This window comes from Klebsiella sp. CTHL.F3a, from assembly GCF_019890895.1.
GTDB lineage: Bacteria > Pseudomonadota > Gammaproteobacteria > Enterobacterales > Enterobacteriaceae > Klebsiella > Klebsiella grimontii.
Window position 1 is genome coordinate 1,673,107 of sequence record NZ_CP082360.1, and the last position, 16,085, is coordinate 1,689,191.

Genomic DNA, 16,085 nt, shown 5'->3' on the forward strand with positions numbered 1-16,085 from the left:
GGTGGATTATTCTGCCACCTTAACACCATAAAGCGCCGGAATGTTTACGCGTCTAAGCGAGCGTCGGTGAAGCCCGGTGCTGATTTTCGAGCCCGCGGAGATAGCGCAGCACGGTGTTGCTCTCTTGTGTCGCCCTCAACTGCAGCGCCAGGTTGAGGTTGTCCAGCACCTCGGCGTGGGCGACCAGCGGCGAATCCCCGGCAAGCCGTCCCTCCATCACCAGCCAGCCGACGACGGTTTTCCAGCGCCACAGCGGCGAATTGCCTTTCACGCGTTGTACCGGCCCTGGAAACTGCCCCGAGCCTCGTGCGCCATCTTTCAATAAGGCGATGGCCTGTCGCGTCAGGCCGGTGAGTTCAGCAATATCGCTTAATCCTACCAGCGCGGAATCGACGGATTCGACCCGCGCATTCAGGGCCGGAGCGGATTCGATATCGGCAATCGCTGACAAAATGGCCTGTTCGAGAGAGGCGCATTCGCGGTCGAACTCCACATAGACTGCCGTTCCGTAAAAGCAGACCAGGGCATCAGCGCAGCCTGCCGCATGCAGCGCATCCTCCAGCCCCACGGTATGCGCGGTGACGCCGGAGAGTGTGAGCGTAAAGTTATACAGCGCCATGGTTTAATCCTTCTTGTGGTTAATCTGACCCGATACGGGTATCAGACAGCGATCGACCATGCGGATGATTTGCCTGGCATGGTGAATGGGCACCGCCGGCGTTGACCAGATGCTCATCATGTGTTCCCGATGGCGGGCTGTTCCGCACATTAGTCGTCCAAAACAGTGCGCGCTTTTGCCGCCAGAGAGAAGAATCCAGCCGCGCGCCAGCGCGTAGTCAATTGCGGCTCTGATATGTTTATCCAGATGTTCCTTCATCAATGTGTCCTGCTAATATTGAATATGATGTTGACGAATGTCAACGACGGGGTAAGGTAAAATCACACGCAGGGGTTATGACAGAGTGAAGGGGAGTTCGCTGGAATGAGATTCACAGTTAAGACGCGACAAGCGTGGTGGTTTTTGCGCGCTGCGAGGAGGGTTCCACGAATAACAGATCAGGGAGATCGCCGGGATCTCCCTGAAGGCCCTGAACTATTTCAGCACATCGGCCAGGGCTTGTTCCAAATCGTACCAACGAAAGCCAAATCCGGCTGCTTCCAGGCGTTTTGGCAGCGCGCGCTGGCCGCCGAGTACCAGAACGGAAGATTCTCCCATCAGCAGGCGAATCGCCGCCGCCGGGACGCGGAAAATGGCGGGCCGATTCAACGCATGACCCAGCGCGTGGGAGAACTGCTCGTTGCGCACCGGGTAAGGGGAAACCATATTAAACGGCCCCCGCAGGTCGTTATCCAGCAGCCAGAGTATACCGTTGACCATGTCGTCGATATGGATCCACGCCAGATATTGCCTTCCGCTACCGATAGGGCCGCCGAGGCCCAGTTTAAAAGCTGGCGTCATTTTGGCCAGAATGCCGCCGCGCGGCGCCAGCACCACGCCGGTACGCAGCAGGCAGACGCGGGTGCGATCGCTCTGCGCTTCACAGGCGATTTGCTCCCAGCGGGCGCAAAGCTTATGGGTAAACTCGTTATGCGGCGGCTCTTCTTCGGTAACCACGACTTCACCGAGGTCGCCATAGTAACCGGTGGCGGAACCGCTTATCAGCACCGCGGGTGGCGTATCGCTGGCGTTGAAGAGCTTGACCAGCTTTTGCGTGATATCCCAGCGGCTGTGGCAGAGACGCTGTTTCTGCTCCGCCGTCCAGCGTTTATCGGCGATCGGCTCGCCTGCCAGGTTAATGACGGCATCAATGCCGTTGAGGTTCGCCTGATGCTCGAAATCGCGCCACAGGGTGACGCGCGAATCGAGGCGGCTTTTGGCCTTTTCAGGGCTGCGCGTTGAAACCGTTATGTGATGCCCCAGCTCCAGCAGCCGGGGAATCAGATGTCGGCCAATGAGGCCGGTACCGCCAGTAAGCAGAACGTTCATAGCGCCTCCCTAAGGTGATGCGTCTAACGCCGCCAGCTCATCGTCATGGATACCGAATCGGCGTAGCGCAGCGCGTGCAGTTTATCGATCTCTACTTCAGCATAAGTGACCCAGTGATGTTCGCGTGCGATATCGAGCACATCCTGAGTTAATTTTTCCAGCAGAGAGAAGCGGTTATTCTCAATATGGCTAATAATGCGCTTGGTGATGGTGCGGTAGTTCAGCGCATCGTTAATGTCTTCGCTGTTGCGTGATTTCTCCGCCGGATAGTGGATAGCGACGTTAACCACCACGTCCTGGCGGTTGGCGATCTCTTCCTCTTTAATTCCGATAAAAGTACGCAGGCGCAGGTTCTTAATTCGAATAATGGCGTCTGGTTGAGACATGGCAGGCTTCCTCCGTGTAGTAATTTCCGCCATCATACATCAAAGCTTCCCGGGCGAGCAGGGGGTTAATGGGCTTCTGTTTTCAGCAGCGCTTCAACGGTGGCCGGGCGCTGGCGAATGCGCTCAAACCAGTTATGCACCGCCGGAAAACTGGCGAGGTCGATACGCTGGCGCTGATGGGCATTCACCCACGGCCAGCAGGCGATATCGGCGATGCTGTAGTGGTTGCCGCCAAGCCAGGGGCTCTCGCCAAGGCGCCGATTGAGCACGCCATACAGACGCTGCGTTTCCACCTGATAGCGTTCAATGGCGTAGGGCACCGCCTGCGGAGCAAAGTGGTTGAAATGATGATTTTGCCCGAGCATCGGCCCTAACCCACCGACTTGCCAGAATAACCACTGTAGCGTAACGTGGCGTTCGCGGAGTTCGCCGCTCAGTAATTTGCCAGTTTTTTCAGCCAGATAAAGCAGGATTTCTCCGGACTCAAACAGGCTTAACGGGGCGCCGCCGTCGGCGGGAGTATCGTCAACGATCGCCGGGATCTTGTTGTTCGGTGAGATCGCCAGAAACGGCGGTTTAAACTGCTCCCCTTTACTGATATCCACCCGGATCAGGCGGTAAGGCAGCTGCGCTTCTTCAAGAAATAGCGTGATTTTGTGGCCATTAGGGGTGGGTGCATAGTAAAGATCGATCATGAGAGTCCCTCGCCGTCACAGGTCGCAAACTTTTCGAGTATAGGTGAACTGGCGTCATCCGGCAGGTTTACCTCATTCTGGATGACTTTCGCCGAGCGCGTACACCTCAGAGAAGTATGTAAGATCCTGAGGGTAGCGGTCAGTGACATCCTCTGAAAGACAGGATATGTTGGCGTATCGCCCCATTACATTAGCCATTGAGGATGCTATGAGCCAGCCCGCGATTACCCTGTGGTCCGACGCCGATTTTTTCTCGCCATATGTGATGTCCGTATACGTTGCCCTGCAGGAAAAGAGCCTGCCTTTTACCCTAAAAACCGTCAACCTTGACAGCGGCGAGCATCTGCAAAGCGGCTGGAAAGGCTACAGCGCAACGCGACGCGTACCGCTGCTGGAGATCGGCGAGTTTTTTCTGAGCGAATCCTCTGCGATTACCGAATATCTGGATGAGCGCTTTGCGCCCCCGGAATGGGAGCGGCTTTACCCGCATGATCTGCAAAAGCGCGCGCGGGCGCGTCAGGTACAGGCCTGGCTGCGCAGCGATTTAATGCCGATCCGTGAAGAGCGTTCCACGGACGTGGTCTTTGGCGGAGCAAAGAAGCCTCCGCTCAGCGACGCCGGGCGAAAAAGCGCCGCGAAGCTGTTTGAAACGGCTGGCTTACTGTTGTCCCACGGCGGGCAGAATCTATTTGGCGAGTGGTCCATTGCCGATACCGACCTGGCGCTGATGCTCAATCGACTGGTCCTTAACGGCGATGAGGTCCCCGCCGCGCTGGCGGATTACGCCGTCTTCCAGTGGCAGCGGGCGTCGGTCCAGCGCTACGTTGCACTCTCAGCCAAACGCGCGGGCTGATAAGCTTCAGCGGTTCCGTTATCATAGACGCATCGTCATGCGTGGAGATAAATTGTATGAAGCTGATGTTTGCCTCGGATATCCACGGCTCTCTGCCTGCCGCTGAACGCGTGCTTGAGCTGTTCGCGCGCAGTGGGGCGCAGTGGCTGGTTATCCTCGGCGATGTGCTTAATCACGGGCCGCGTAACGCGCTTCCCGAAGGCTATGCCCCAGCCCAGGTTGCGGAGGCGCTTAATAGCGTGGCGGAGCGGGTGATTGCCGTACGCGGCAACTGCGACAGCGAAGTCGATCAGATGTTGCTTCATTTCCCCATTACCGCCCCCTGGCAGCAGGTTTTGAGCGAGCGAACCCGCCTTTTTCTGACCCACGGACATCTGTATAGCCCCGATAATTTGCCTCCCCTCGCCGCTGGCGATGTGCTGGCTTATGGTCATACTCATATTCCGGTTGCCGAGAAACGCGGTGAGATTTTCCTCTTCAATCCCGGCTCGGTCAGCATCCCTAAAGGGGGATTTACCGCCAGCTACGGCCTGCTGAACGAGGGGCAATTGCAGGTTTTAGCACTCGATGATAATCAGGTTATTGCAGAGGTCGCAATTTACCCGTAATTTACCCCTCAACCGTATAGACGCGCCGTAAGAGCGCTTTAAAAAGTAAGGTTTCCTGATGGCGGAACAGAATCATTTGGCAAGCACAGAATGGGTCGATATTGTTAATGAAAACAATGAGGTGATAGCACAATCCAGCCGCGAACAAATGCGCGCGGAGTGTTTGCGTCATCGGGCGACCTACATTGTTGTTCATGATGGGATGGGCAAAATCCTGGTACAGCGTCGTACCGAAACGAAAGATTTTCAGCCGGGAATGCTGGACGCTACCGCCGGCGGCGTGGTGCAGGCTGACGAGCAAATGCTGGAGTCCGCGCGCCGCGAAGCGGAAGAGGAGCTCGGCATTGCCGGCGTGCCTTTCGCTGACCACGGCCAGTTCTACTATGAGGATAAACATTGCCGCGTCTGGGGCGGTCTGTTCAGCTGCGTGTCACACGGGCCTTTTGCTTTACAGGAGGAAGAGGTGAGCGAAGTGTGCTGGCTGACGCCGGAAGAGATCACCGCCCGCTGCGACGAGTTCACTCCGGATTCATTAAAAGCGCTGGCGCTGTGGATGACCCGCAATGCCAATAATGAGTCAGCAAAAGCTGAAAAGCAGGAAGAGGCCGAGTAGTTTTAACAGCTATCCCTCATGCATAAACTGGATGCGATGGGCCTTCTGTCGCTCCAGTTTCCCTCGCTAAGTCGCTCCAGTAGTGCACGGCCGGCTTCGATGCCAATCTTATGGTGCGGTACCGCCATCGTCGTTAACGGCGGCTGGCAGACCCGACTTACGTCGCTATCCCCAAAGCCGACAACGGCTAAATCATCAGGAACTTTGATGCGCCGACGCTGACATTCATACAGCGCTCCGCATGCCAGCTCATCGGAAACGCAAACCAGCGCATCCAGTTCCGGCCATGCGAGCAAAAACTCCGGCAGCTGCGAAGCGCCGGTGGAAAAGTTGGCGGGCAGCGCGGCGTTAATTACCCGGTTAGGCGACATATGATGGCGCAGCATGGCTTTATACCACCCCTGCAAATGCTGCTGAAAAATCCACTGTTCCTGATTGGCGCACAGTAGACCGATATTCTGATAGCCGCGGTGGATAAGCATTTCCGTCAGCTCGAACATCGCCGCCACGTTATCGATGCCGATATTCATGTCGATAGGATCGGCGCGCATCGCGCCCATCTCCACCACCGGAATCGAGGCGTTCTGCAGCCAGTGGCGTACGGTATCGCTGTGCTCAACGCTCAGTAGAATGGCGGCGGCGATGTTAGAAGCCAGCAGCGTTTCCAGTAGTTTCTCTTCCTGCTCCAGACGATGCTGCGATTCCGCCAGCATGATTTGATAACCTGCTGGCTGTAATATTTGCTGAAGTCCGGCGAACATTGCCGAGCAGCCCGCCTCCGTCAGATTCGGCACGACCATCGCTATGGTTCTTGAGGACGCGGAAGCCAGTGCGCTAGCGGCGAGGTTAGGCATATATCCCAGTTCTTGCACCGCCGCTTCGATTTTTTCGCGAAGCTTATCGGAAACCTGTTCCGGCGTACGAAGGGCGCGGGACACGGTCATGGTACCCACTCCAGCCAACTGAGCAACATCGGCGATGGTCACCTTTCCGGTGCTACGCCGTTTTCGGGTTAGAGACATACATATTCCTGCTAAACAGACGCTTTTTATTATCATCCATTACTTCACGTGTCAGGGAGTATACGCCTTAAACGGGACTATTTGCTGCGTTTTGATGGGATGATTGCGAATTGATAGCGCTATCACAAATCTGAATGTTCAACGTTGGTAGCGCTATCTTTGTGATCTTTATCCCAGATAACTATTGCCTGCTTGCATAAAGTTTGCCCATCTTTTGTTAAAAGACGAGGGGTAAAATGCTTAAGACATGGCTCTCTGATACCACCATCACGTTACGGCAGAAGGTAGAAAGCTGGCAGCAGGCACTGGACATCTGTGCCAGACCGCTGCTTGAAGCCGGAGTTATAGAACCTGAATATGTAGCGGCGATCATTGAGCAGCACCGTAAGCTAGGGCCTTACTATGTGTTGGCTCCGGGCCTGGCAATGCCGCATGCGCGGCCGGAAGAAGGGGCGAAAGGTTTAGGTCTCTCGCTGCTCAAACTCGAACAGGGCATTTCCTTTGGCTCTAAAGACTTCGACCCGGTCGATATTATTATTATGCTGGCGGCGCCGGATAAGCACAGTCACATTGAAACGATCTCTGCGCTGGCGGAATTATTTTCCAGCGATGAAGATATGAATAAATTACATCAGGCCACCACCCTGGAGGAGATAAAAACTATCATCACGCGTTTCTGATTTAATTTTATTATCCGACTTATAACCCATTACGCACCTGCGTGATGCGGACCTACTCTACCCAAAAAAGGTGATAACAATGAAAATTATGGCAATTTGCGGTTCCGGCCTGGGCAGCAGTTTTATGGTTGAGATGAATATTAAAAAAGTGCTCAAAAAACTCGAAATTGAAGCCGAGGTGGAACATTCCGATCTGTCCTCGGCAATCCCCGGTGCGGCAGATTTATTCGTCATGGCTAAGGATATTGCCGCCAGCGCCAGCGTCCCGGAAAGCCAGCTGGTGGTGATTACCAACATCATCGATATTAACGAACTCGAAGCGCAGCTGCGTGCGTGGTTCGCCAGACAATAACTATTTATAGCGAGGTGGATATGTTTATCCTTGAAACGCTGAATTTTGTTGTTGATATTCTAAAAGTACCCTCGGTGCTGGTCGGTTTAATTGCATTAATTGGCCTGGTAGCGCAAAAGAAATCTTTCTCCGATGTCGTCAAGGGAACCATTAAAACTATTCTGGGTTTTATTGTTCTGGGCGGCGGCGCGACGGTATTAGTCGGTTCGCTGAATCCACTGGGGGGCATGTTTGAGCATGCTTTTAATATTCAGGGTATTATTCCTAATAACGAGGCGATTGTTTCTATTGCGCTGGAAAAATACGGTGCTTCAACCGCGCTGATTATGGCGTTCGGGATGGTAGCGAATATTGTAGTCGCCCGATTTACGCGTCTGAAGTATATCTTCCTGACCGGCCACCACACCTTCTACATGGCCTGTATGATCGGCGTGATTCTTACCGTGGCGGGTTTTGAAGGTATCGGGCTGGTCTTTACCGGTTCCCTGATCCTCGGCCTGGTGATGGCGTTCTTCCCGGCGCTGGCCCAGCGCTATATGAAGCGTATTACCGGTACGGATGACATCGCTTTCGGCCACTTCGGCACCTTGGGCTATGTCCTTTCGGGATGGATCGGTAGCGTCTGCGGTAAAGGCTCGCGTTCAACCGAAGAGATGAACCTACCGAAAAACCTGAGTTTCCTGCGTGACAGCTCCATCTCCATTTCGCTGACCATGATGATTATCTATTTGATTATGGCGGTGAGCGCGGGGCGTGAATATGTTGAAAGCACTTTCAGCGGCGGCCAGAACTACCTGGTATACGCCATCATTATGGCGATTACCTTCGCCGCCGGGGTGTTCATCATCCTGCAAGGGGTACGTCTAATCCTGGCGGAAATCGTACCGGCCTTTACCGGATTTTCGGAGAAGCTGGTGCCTAATGCCCGTCCGGCGCTGGACTGCCCGGTAGTCTATCCCTATGCGCCCAATGCGGTACTGATTGGCTTTCTGTTCAGCTTCCTGGGCGGCCTGGTCGGGCTGTTCCTCTGCGGGCAGTTCAAGTGGGTGCTGATCCTGCCCGGCGTGGTGCCGCATTTCTTTACCGGCGCGACCGCCGGCGTGTTTGGCAACGCCACCGGCGGACGGCGCGGGGCGATGATAGGGGCGTTTGCCAACGGTCTGCTGATCACCTTCCTGCCGGTACTGCTGTTGCCGGTGCTGGGCGCGATTGGCTTTGCCAACACCACTTTCTCGGATGCGGATTTCGGCGCCGTCGGTATCGTGCTGGGCAACCTGGCCCGCTATCTGTCGCCGTTTGCTATTACCGGCCTTGTGGTGGCGTTGTTCGTACTGCTGGTGGTGTACAACGTTTTTGCGAAAAAGAGATCTGCGGGCGGCGGCGCGCAGGAGAACAGCGGAGCTAAATCATGAATGTGAAAGAAGTAACCCAACTGGCGCGGGACATTCGCGTCGCCACCCTTAAATCACTAACGGATCTTGGTTTCGGCCATTACGGCGGCAGTATGTCGGTCGTGGAGACGCTGGCGGTACTGTACGGCGCGGTGATGAAAATTGACCCCGCGGACCCGGACTGGCCAGAGCGCGACTACTTTGTGTTATCAAAAGGTCATGCCGGCCCCGCGCTGTACAGCACATTAGCGATTAAGGGATATTTTCCGCTGGAGGAGCTGAGTACGCTAAACCAGAACGGTACGCGGCTGCCAAGCCACCCGGATCGGTTGAAAACGCGCGGGGTGGATGCCACTACCGGCTCTCTGGGGCAGGGGATTTCCATCGCCGGCGGAATGGCGCTGTCGCATAAGCTGGCGGGACGGGCGAATCGGGTATTCTGCATCGTTGGCGACGGTGAGTTGAATGAAGGCCAGTGCTGGGAAGCGTTCCAGTTTATTGCCCATCATCGCCTGAATAATCTGACCGTGTTTGTTGACTGGAACAAGCTACAGCTTGACGGCAGGCTGGATGAGATCATTCGCGCTTTTAATCTGGAAGATAAATTCCGCGCCTTTGGTTTTGATGTTGTTACCGTCAAAGGCGATGACATCCCCGGACTGCTGGCGGCGGTTCAGCCCGTTCCTCCCGCCGATGCGCGCCCGCGGGTCGTTATTCTCGATAGCGTGAAAGGCCAGGGCGTGCCGTATCTCGAGAATCTCAGTAACAACCATCACTTGCGCCTGACTGACGAGATGAAAAAGACGCTAAACGAGACGATTCGCCAGCTGGAGGCCGAACATGATTAAAGTTGCACCTGCAGGACAAAAAGATGCCATAGAGATGCGTAAAGTCTATGCCGGGTTTGTCGCGCAGCAGATTGAAGCCCATAGCCCGATTATCGCCCTGGAAGCGGATCTGATGAGCTCTATGGCGATGGATGGCGTCGCGAGGCAGCATCCGCAGCACGTCATCAACTGCGGCATTATGGAAGCGAACGTGATCGGTACCGCCGCCGGACTATCGTTGACCGGGCGTAAGCCGTTTGTCCATACCTTTACCGCTTTCGCCAGCCGCCGCTGCTTCGACCAGTTGTTTATGGCGCTGGACTATCAGCGGAACAACGTCAAGGTGATCGCTTCTGACGCCGGGGTGACCGCCTGCCATAACGGCGGAACCCATATGTCGTTTGAGGATATGGGTATTGTGCGCGGCCTCGCGCATTCGGTGGTGCTGGAAGTGACCGATGCGGTGATGTTTGAGGATATCCTGCGGCAGCTTATCGATCTCGACGGTTTTTACTGGGTACGCACGATCCGCAAACAGGCGCCGAGCGTCTACGCGCCGGGTTCGACGTTTACGATTGGCAAAGGTAATGTGCTGCGCGAAGGTGACGACATCACCTTGATTGCCAACGGGATCATGGTGGCGGAAGCCCTTGAGGCAGCACGTCAACTTGAGCAGGAAGGGGTCAGCGCGGCGGTGATTGATATGTTTACCCTGAAGCCTATCGACCGTATGCTGGTGAAAAATTACGCCGAAAAAACCGGGCGTATCGTGACCTGTGAAAACCACAGTATTCATAACGGACTGGGATCGGCGGTGGCGGAAGTCCTGGTGGAGACCTGCCCGGTTCCGATGCGTCGTGTGGGGGTGAAGGAGCGTTATGGCCAGGTGGGAACGCAGGACTTCTTGCAGAAGGAGTATGGCCTGACGGCGCATGATATTGTCTCGGCGGCGCGAGAGCTGCTGTAAATAAAAAGGCGACCCTGAGGTCGCCTTTTTTCATGCAGCGGGCAGATTATGCTTGCTGCTGGGACGACTGAATCGCGGTCAGGGCGATGGTATAGACGATATCGTCAACCAGCGCGCCACGGGACAGGTCGTTCACCGGCTTACGCATCCCCTGCAGCATCGGCCCGATAGAGATCAGGTCGGCAGAACGCTGTACGGCTTTGTAAGTGGTGTTACCGGTGTTCAGGTCCGGGAAGATGAACACGGTAGCGCGGCCAGCAACCGGAGAGTTCGGCGCTTTGGATTTCGCTACGTCAGCCATAACCGCAGCATCGTACTGCAGCGGGCCGTCGATCATCAGGTCAGGACGTTTTTCCTGCGCCAGACGAGTCGCTTCGCGTACTTTCTCAACATCGCTGCCGGCGCCAGAGGTACCGGTGGAGTAGGAGAGCATGGCTACGCGCGGTTCGATGCCGAAGGCAATCGCGGAGTCTGCGGACTGGATAGCGATTTCAGCCAGCTGTTCAGCGGTCGGATCCGGGTTGATCGCGCAGTCGCCGTAAACGTAAACCTGTTCCGGCAGCAGCATGAAGAATACGGAGGAGACCAGAGAGCTACCCGGCGCAGTTTTGATCAGCTGCAGCGGCGGACGGATGGTGTTGGCGGTGGTGTGAACCGCACCGGATACCAGGCCGTCGACTTCGTCTTGTTCCAGCATCAGGGTGCCGAGAACCACGTTGTCTTCCAGCTGCTCGCGGGCAACCGCTTCGGTCATGCCTTTGCTCTTACGCAGCTCGACCAGGCGAGCAACGTAGCTTTCGCGAACCACTTCCGGGTCAACGATTTCAATACCGGCGCCCAGCTCTACGCCCTGAGAAGCGGCAACGCGGGTGATTTCATCCGGGTTACCCAGCAGTACGCAGGTCGCGATACCGCGCTCGGCGCAGATAGCCGCGGCTTTAACGGTACGCGGTTCGTTGCCTTCCGGCAGAACAACACGCTTGCCTGCTTTACGCGCCAGCTCGGTGAGCTGATAGCGGAAGGCTGGCGGAGAGAGACGACGGCTGCGCTCGGAAGTCGCGGTCAGGGATTCAATCCAGTCGGCGTTGATATAGTTAGCCACGTATTCCTGAACTTTCTCAATACGCTCGTGATCGTCAACCGGCACTTCCAGGTTGAAGCTCTGCAGGCTCAGAGAGGTCTGCCAGGTGTTGGTGTTAACCATGAATACCGGCAGGCCGGTAGCAAACGCGCGTTCGCACAGCTTGCTTACGCGCGGGTCCATTTCATAGGCCCCGGTCAGCAGGATAGCGCCGATTTCCACGCCGTTCATCGCGGCCAGGCAGGCGGCGACCAATACGTCAGGACGGTCTGCGGAAGTAACCAGCAGAGAGCCTGCGCGGAAGTGTTCCAGCATGTGCGGAATGCTACGCGCACAGAAGGTGACGGACTTCACGCGGCGGGTATTGATGTCGCCTTCGTTGATGATGGTGGCGTTCAGGTGATGCGCCATATCAATCGCACGAGTGGCGATCAGATCGAAGCTCCACGGCACCGCGCCCAGAACCGGTAATGGGCTACCGCTCTGCAGCTGAGCCGGATCGATCTTCACGACTTTTGCTTTGGAAGAGTCGTCAAAGATTTCCGACAGGTCCGGGCGAGTACGGCCCTGTTCGTCAACCGGTGCATTCAGCTTGTTGACGATGACGCCGGTGATGCTGGTGTTTTTCGCGCCGCCGAAGCTGCTGCGAGTCAACTCAATGCGCTCTTTCAGCTGTTCCGGAGTATCGGTACCCTGGGACATCACAAAGACGATTTCAGCGTTAAGCGTTTTCGCGATTTCGTAGTTCAGAGACTGGGCAAACTGATGTTTGCGGGTCGGGACCAGACCTTCAACCAGCACCACTTCCGCATCCTGCGCGTTGGCGTGGTAGTTGGCGATGATCTCTTCCATCAGCACGTCTTTCTGGTTGCTGGAGAGCAGCGACTCAACGTGGCTCATTTTCAACGGTTCTGCGGCCGGAAGGTCGGAGTTCGCGCGAATGATGGTGGTAGTCTGGTCTGGCGCATCGCCACCGGCACGCGGTTGAGCGATAGGTTTAAAGACGCTCAGGCGAACGCCTTTACGTTCCATAGCACGGATAACACCGAGGCTGACGCTGGTCAGGCCTACGCTGGTTCCGGTAGGGATCAGCATGATTGTACGGGACACGATATATCCTCTTTCGTTACCGCCAGTATCAGGCGGGATACAAAACTGCACCACCAGCTTCCCGTCATACTTCAAGTTGCATGTGCGTTGGCTTTACTCGCTCACCCCAGTTACGTACTACTCGTACGCTCCTGGGGATTCTCTGCGTCGCCGCCTTCCTGCAACTCGAATTATTTAGGGTTATGGCTGGCGGTGTGGAATCAGGCGGTCAGACGGTTGGCGTCCTGCGCGATGACCAACTCTTCGTTGGTCGGAATGACGATAGCCGGGCGAGTGCCTTCTTTGTTGATGAAGCCAGACTTACCGAAACGGGCAGCCAGGTTACGCTCGTGATCAACTTCAAAGCCCAGTACGCCCAGTTTACCCAGAGACAGTTCGCGAACCATCGCGGCGTTCTCACCGATACCACCGGTGAATACGACGGCGTCCAGACGACCATCCATCAGCGCTGTGTAGGAGCCGATATATTTTGCCAGGCGGTGGCAGTAAACGTCCATGGCACGTTTAGCGTCAGCTTTTTCCTGGTAGTTGTCTTCAACGTAGCGGCAGTCGCTGGTCACTTCGGTCAAACCGAGCAGGCCGGACTCTTTGGTCAGCATTTTGTTGATGGCGTCTACGCTCATGCCCAGGGCATCGTGCAGATGGAAAATGATTGCCGGGTCGATATCGCCAGAACGCGTACCCATCACCAGACCTTCCAGCGGAGTCAGACCCATGGAAGTGTCAACGCATTTACCGTTGCGGATAGCGGAAACGGAACCACCGTTGCCCAGATGGCAGGTGATGATGTTCAGCTCTTCAACCGGTTTGTTCAGAACTTTCGCGGCTTCCTGAGTCACATAGAAGTGGCTGGTGCCGTGCGCGCCGTAGCGACGTACGCCGTGTTCTTTGTACAGGCTGTACGGCAGGGCATAGAGGTAAGATTCTTCCGGCATGGTCTGATGGAACGCGGTGTCGAACACGGCAACGTTCTTGTCTTTCAGATTAGGGAAGGATTTCAGGGCTTCTGCGATACCGATCAGGTGCGCCGGGTTGTGCAGCGGGGCGAAAGAGGCGGAGTCTTTAATTCCCTGAATAACCGAGTCATCGATAACGACGGAGCTGGTGTATTTTTCACCACCGTGAACGATACGGTGGCCGATTGCGGTCAGCTGAGCAGACAGTTCTGGTTTTTGTGCCAGAATAGTGTTAACGATAAAGTTCAGCGCTTCACTGTGAGCAGCGCCAGCGCCTAATTCGGCTTCTTGCTTGCTGCCGTCCATTTTCCATTTGATACGGGCTTCAGGAAGATGGAAACATTCTGCTAAACCAGACAGGTATTCATCACCGTTGACGGCATCAAGGATAGCGAATTTCAGAGAGGAGCTACCGCAGTTCAGAACCAGTACTAACTTACTCGACATGGAAGTACCTTTTATGATACGTGGCTAAAAAAACGTCAGTGTGTCACAAAGCGTAGCGCAGGATGACATCGACATTTATGATTAACATCATGCCTTGTACTGTTTTCGGCACGATGAGAGAAGTACATTTGATTTTATGTCATTTTGCATAATTTTCAGCCAGTGGCAGAATATGCGATAATTTGACTAACCTGGTAAAAGGGTCTAACCGCCCCTCAGGTGCGCACAGAATACCTGATTGAGTGCGTCATTGCCAAAATCTTTTGAACGTTGTCATGCACAGTTGGTGTTTTGCACAAATTTTTTAAGTTTTATATGTAAAGTTGAGGTAAGCCATGTCCGGTCCCGAGAATCGCTCTGTGAGTTTTTTTGGCTTGTTTCGCCACGGGCAGCACTATGCAAAGACCTGGCCTCTGGATAAGCGCCTTGCCCCGGTGTTTATTGAAAACCGTATTATTCGCGCCACGCGTTATGCGATTCGTATCATGCCGCCGGTGGCGATTTTCACGCTGTGCTGGCAAATCGCCCTCGGCGGCCAGTTGGGCCCGGCCGTCGCCACCGCGCTGTTTGCGCTGAGCCTGCCGATGCAGGGTTTATGGTGGTTGGGTAAGCGTTCAGTGACGCCGCTGCCGCCGTCGATACTGAACTGGTTTTATGAAGTGCGCGGTAAACTGCAGGAGGCTGGGCAGGCGTTAACGCCGGTAGATGGCAAGCCCGATTATCAGGCTTTAGCTGACACGCTTAAGCGCGCCTTCAAACAACTGGATAAAACTTTCCTTGATGATTTGTAATTTCATCGGGAAAACGCATATAAAAGAAGGCGCATAATTCATGCGCCTTCTTTTTTCACGCCGTAAAAGTGCAACAGGAGTCAAAAATGGAAATGACCAATGCGCAGCGTCTGATTCTGTCGAATCAATACAAAATGATGACGATGCTCGATCCGGACAACGCTGAACGGTACCGCCGCCTGCAGACCATCATTGAGCGTGGATACGGGCTGCAGATGCGCGAGCTGGACCGCGAGTTTGGCCAGCTTACCGAGGAAACGTGTCGTACTATCATTGATATCATGGAGATGTATCACGCGCTGCATGTCTCCTGGACAAACCTGAAGGACGCCAGCGGGATTGACGAGCGACGGGTCACCTTCCTCGGCTTCGACGTGGCGACCGAAGCCCGCTATCTCGGTTATGTCCGCTTTATGGTTAACGTTGAAGGGCGCTACAGCCACTTTGACGCCGGTACTCACGGCTTTAACTCCCAGACCCCGATGTGGGAAAAATACCAGCGCATGCTGAGCACCTGGCACTCCTGCCCGCGTCAGTACCATTTAAGCAGTAACGAAATTAACCAGATTATCAACGCCTGATGGAGGTTCCCGTGCAGTGTAAAGGTTTCCTGTTTGATCTTGACGGGACATTGGTCGATTCGTTGCCGGTTGTGGAGCGTTCGTGGTGCAAATGGGCGGATCGATTCAGTATCCCTCATGATGAGGTGTTGAACTTCATTCATGGCAAACAGGCGATAACCTCATTACGTCATTTTCTTCCCGGCCGCAGCGAAGAAGAGATTCAGTCCGAGTTCGTCTGGCTGGAAAAGGTCGAAGCAACGGATACGGATGGCGTAACGGCGCTGCCGGGAGCGGTGGCGTTGCTGAGGACACTTGATGACGTGGGGATTCCGTGGGCGATAGTGACGTCAGGTTCGATTCCCGTCGCCCATGCTCGTCACCGCGCTGCGGGGCTGCCTGAGGCTGAGGTTTTCGTCACCGCCGAGCGCGTAAAGCACGGGAAACCCGCTCCGGACGCCTATCTGCTGGGGGCCGAGCTGTTAGGGCTGGCGCCGGGAGATTGCGCCGTGGTGGAGGATGCCCCTGCCGGGCTGCTCTCTGGGCTGAATGCCGGTTGTCGGACTATCGCGGTCAATGTGCCCGCCGATGCGCCGCGTCTTGATGAAGCTGATTTGGTGTTAACGACGCTTGAAAATCTGCTGGTTGAGCGCCTGCCTGACGGCAATGTGAATGTTAGCCTTAAAGATTAATCTCATGATTTAGCCCCGCGCCGACGGGGCTTTTTTATGCCAAACTTCCAACTCCATCTTCTGACAA

Annotated in this window: 19 protein-coding genes; 11 read left to right on the forward strand and 8 right to left on the reverse strand. The window is 55.3% G+C overall.

Annotated features, from left to right (window positions below; all coding sequences use genetic code 11):
* Positions 1-52 precede the first annotated feature (52 nt).
* The 5 genes from K7H21_RS08045 to yfcG all read right to left on the reverse strand — a co-directional run bounded on the left by K7H21_RS08045 (position 53) and on the right by yfcG (position 3,068).
* Positions 53-619, reverse strand: a complete 567-nt coding sequence (locus K7H21_RS08045) for a hypothetical protein (RefSeq protein WP_049114654.1) — start codon at positions 617-619, stop codon at positions 53-55.
* A gap of 3 nt (positions 620-622) precedes the next feature.
* The gene (locus K7H21_RS08050; protein ID WP_004123187.1) at positions 623-877 is read right to left on the reverse strand and encodes a hypothetical protein; all 255 of its coding nucleotides are present in this window, start codon (positions 875-877) and stop codon (positions 623-625) included.
* A gap of 216 nt (positions 878-1,093) precedes the next feature.
* Positions 1,094-1,987 carry a TIGR01777 family oxidoreductase gene (locus K7H21_RS08055; RefSeq protein WP_004123185.1) on the reverse strand — a complete coding sequence of 298 codons (894 nt, stop codon included), beginning with the start codon at positions 1,985-1,987 and terminating at the stop codon, positions 1,094-1,096.
* Positions 1,988-2,010: 23 nt separating this feature from the next.
* Positions 2,011-2,373, reverse strand: coding sequence for a dihydroneopterin triphosphate 2'-epimerase (gene folX / locus K7H21_RS08060; RefSeq protein ID WP_004104107.1), 363 nt, complete (start codon positions 2,371-2,373; stop codon positions 2,011-2,013).
* A gap of 65 nt (positions 2,374-2,438) precedes the next feature.
* Positions 2,439-3,068, reverse strand: coding sequence for a GSH-dependent disulfide bond oxidoreductase (gene yfcG, locus K7H21_RS08065; protein ID WP_004123183.1), 630 nt, complete (start codon positions 3,066-3,068; stop codon positions 2,439-2,441).
* A 208-nt stretch (positions 3,069-3,276) separates the two neighbouring features.
* On the opposite strand from yfcG, the gene yfcF reads away from it, so the two are divergent.
* Genes yfcF through yfcD form a run of 3 tightly spaced genes read left to right on the forward strand, consistent with a single transcriptional unit; the run spans position 3,277 to position 5,142 of the window.
* Positions 3,277-3,921 carry a glutathione transferase gene (yfcF, locus tag K7H21_RS08070; RefSeq protein WP_004123181.1) on the forward strand — a complete coding sequence of 215 codons (645 nt, stop codon included), beginning with the start codon at positions 3,277-3,279 and terminating at the stop codon, positions 3,919-3,921.
* Between the two features lie 56 nt (positions 3,922-3,977).
* Positions 3,978-4,529, forward strand: a complete 552-nt coding sequence (gene yfcE, locus K7H21_RS08075; protein WP_004123174.1) for a phosphodiesterase — start codon at positions 3,978-3,980, stop codon at positions 4,527-4,529.
* A gap of 58 nt (positions 4,530-4,587) precedes the next feature.
* Entirely contained in the window at positions 4,588-5,142 is a 555-nt protein-coding gene (gene yfcD / locus K7H21_RS08080; protein WP_004123172.1) for an NUDIX hydrolase YfcD, read from the forward strand.
* A 2-nt stretch (positions 5,143-5,144) separates the two neighbouring features.
* Here yfcD and K7H21_RS08085 read toward each other — a convergent pair whose 3' ends face one another.
* Positions 5,145-6,164: a LacI family DNA-binding transcriptional regulator gene (locus tag K7H21_RS08085; RefSeq protein ID WP_004123170.1), complete on the reverse strand. Its 1,020-nt coding sequence runs from the start codon at positions 6,162-6,164 to the stop codon at positions 5,145-5,147.
* 236 nt (positions 6,165-6,400) lie between these two features.
* Between K7H21_RS08085 and K7H21_RS08090 the strand changes: the two genes are divergently transcribed.
* The 5 genes from K7H21_RS08090 (at position 6,401) to K7H21_RS08110 (ending at position 10,381) form a co-directional block, all read left to right on the forward strand.
* Entirely contained in the window at positions 6,401-6,844 is a 444-nt protein-coding gene (locus K7H21_RS08090; protein WP_004123168.1) for a PTS sugar transporter subunit IIA, read from the forward strand.
* Positions 6,845-6,923: 79 nt separating this feature from the next.
* Complete coding sequence (locus K7H21_RS08095) at positions 6,924-7,196, forward strand: PTS sugar transporter subunit IIB (RefSeq protein WP_004123166.1); 273 nt, start codon at positions 6,924-6,926, stop codon at positions 7,194-7,196.
* A gap of 20 nt (positions 7,197-7,216) precedes the next feature.
* Entirely contained in the window at positions 7,217-8,608 is a 1,392-nt protein-coding gene (locus tag K7H21_RS08100; protein WP_049087141.1) for a PTS ascorbate transporter subunit IIC, read from the forward strand.
* Positions 8,605-9,435 (forward strand): transketolase, encoded by an 831-nt coding sequence (locus K7H21_RS08105; RefSeq protein WP_139529135.1) that lies wholly within the window; start codon positions 8,605-8,607, stop codon positions 9,433-9,435. The genes K7H21_RS08100 and K7H21_RS08105 overlap by 4 nt, the downstream gene beginning before the upstream one ends.
* Positions 9,428-10,381, forward strand: coding sequence for a transketolase family protein (locus tag K7H21_RS08110; RefSeq protein WP_004123160.1), 954 nt, complete (start codon positions 9,428-9,430; stop codon positions 10,379-10,381). Before K7H21_RS08105 ends, K7H21_RS08110 begins: the two co-directional genes overlap by 8 nt.
* Positions 10,382-10,427: 46 nt before the next feature.
* Here K7H21_RS08110 and pta read toward each other — a convergent pair whose 3' ends face one another.
* A complete protein-coding gene (gene pta / locus K7H21_RS08115) occupies positions 10,428-12,572 on the reverse strand; it encodes a phosphate acetyltransferase (RefSeq protein WP_004123158.1) in 2,145 nt (714 codons plus the stop codon).
* Positions 12,573-12,772: 200 nt separating this feature from the next.
* A complete protein-coding gene (ackA, locus tag K7H21_RS08120) occupies positions 12,773-13,975 on the reverse strand; it encodes an acetate kinase (protein ID WP_004123156.1) in 1,203 nt (400 codons plus the stop codon).
* Between the two features lie 335 nt (positions 13,976-14,310).
* On the opposite strand from ackA, the gene yfbV reads away from it, so the two are divergent.
* The 3 genes from yfbV to K7H21_RS08135 all read left to right on the forward strand — a co-directional run bounded on the left by yfbV (position 14,311) and on the right by K7H21_RS08135 (position 16,018).
* Positions 14,311-14,766, forward strand: coding sequence for a terminus macrodomain insulation protein YfbV (gene yfbV, locus K7H21_RS08125; protein WP_004123154.1), 456 nt, complete (start codon positions 14,311-14,313; stop codon positions 14,764-14,766).
* 86 nt (positions 14,767-14,852) lie between these two features.
* On the forward strand, positions 14,853-15,347 hold the full coding sequence (locus K7H21_RS08130) for a YfbU family protein (RefSeq protein WP_004123152.1): 495 nt from the start codon (positions 14,853-14,855) through the stop codon (positions 15,345-15,347).
* Positions 15,348-15,358: 11 nt separating this feature from the next.
* Positions 15,359-16,018, forward strand: coding sequence for a sugar phosphatase (locus tag K7H21_RS08135; protein ID WP_032742182.1), 660 nt, complete (start codon positions 15,359-15,361; stop codon positions 16,016-16,018).
* Positions 16,019-16,085: the final 67 nt, after the last annotated feature.

What these genes read in the sequence shown, in the direction of transcription:
- K7H21_RS08045 (WP_049114654.1), bottom strand. Translation starts at nt 619, where the DNA reads ATGGCGCTGTATAACTTTACGCTCACACTCTCCGGCGTCACCGCGCAT.
- K7H21_RS08050 (WP_004123187.1), bottom strand. Translation starts at nt 877, where the DNA reads ATGAAGGAACATCTGGATAAACATATCAGAGCCGCAATTGACTACGCG.
- K7H21_RS08055 (WP_004123185.1), bottom strand. Translation starts at nt 1,987, where the DNA reads ATGAACGTTCTGCTTACTGGCGGTACCGGCCTCATTGGCCGACATCTG.
- folX (WP_004104107.1), bottom strand. Translation starts at nt 2,373, where the DNA reads ATGTCTCAACCAGACGCCATTATTCGAATTAAGAACCTGCGCCTGCGT.
- yfcG (WP_004123183.1), bottom strand. Translation starts at nt 3,068, where the DNA reads ATGATCGATCTTTACTATGCACCCACCCCTAATGGCCACAAAATCACG.
- yfcF (WP_004123181.1), top strand. Translation starts at nt 3,277, where the DNA reads ATGAGCCAGCCCGCGATTACCCTGTGGTCCGACGCCGATTTTTTCTCG.
- yfcE (WP_004123174.1), top strand. Translation starts at nt 3,978, where the DNA reads ATGAAGCTGATGTTTGCCTCGGATATCCACGGCTCTCTGCCTGCCGCT.
- yfcD (WP_004123172.1), top strand. Translation starts at nt 4,588, where the DNA reads ATGGCGGAACAGAATCATTTGGCAAGCACAGAATGGGTCGATATTGTT.
- K7H21_RS08085 (WP_004123170.1), bottom strand. Translation starts at nt 6,164, where the DNA reads ATGTCTCTAACCCGAAAACGGCGTAGCACCGGAAAGGTGACCATCGCC.
- K7H21_RS08090 (WP_004123168.1), top strand. Translation starts at nt 6,401, where the DNA reads ATGCTTAAGACATGGCTCTCTGATACCACCATCACGTTACGGCAGAAG.
- K7H21_RS08095 (WP_004123166.1), top strand. Translation starts at nt 6,924, where the DNA reads ATGAAAATTATGGCAATTTGCGGTTCCGGCCTGGGCAGCAGTTTTATG.
- K7H21_RS08100 (WP_049087141.1), top strand. Translation starts at nt 7,217, where the DNA reads ATGTTTATCCTTGAAACGCTGAATTTTGTTGTTGATATTCTAAAAGTA.
- K7H21_RS08105 (WP_139529135.1), top strand. Translation starts at nt 8,605, where the DNA reads ATGAATGTGAAAGAAGTAACCCAACTGGCGCGGGACATTCGCGTCGCC.
- K7H21_RS08110 (WP_004123160.1), top strand. Translation starts at nt 9,428, where the DNA reads ATGATTAAAGTTGCACCTGCAGGACAAAAAGATGCCATAGAGATGCGT.
- ackA (WP_004123156.1), bottom strand. Translation starts at nt 13,975, where the DNA reads ATGTCGAGTAAGTTAGTACTGGTTCTGAACTGCGGTAGCTCCTCTCTG.
- yfbV (WP_004123154.1), top strand. Translation starts at nt 14,311, where the DNA reads ATGTCCGGTCCCGAGAATCGCTCTGTGAGTTTTTTTGGCTTGTTTCGC.
- K7H21_RS08130 (WP_004123152.1), top strand. Translation starts at nt 14,853, where the DNA reads ATGGAAATGACCAATGCGCAGCGTCTGATTCTGTCGAATCAATACAAA.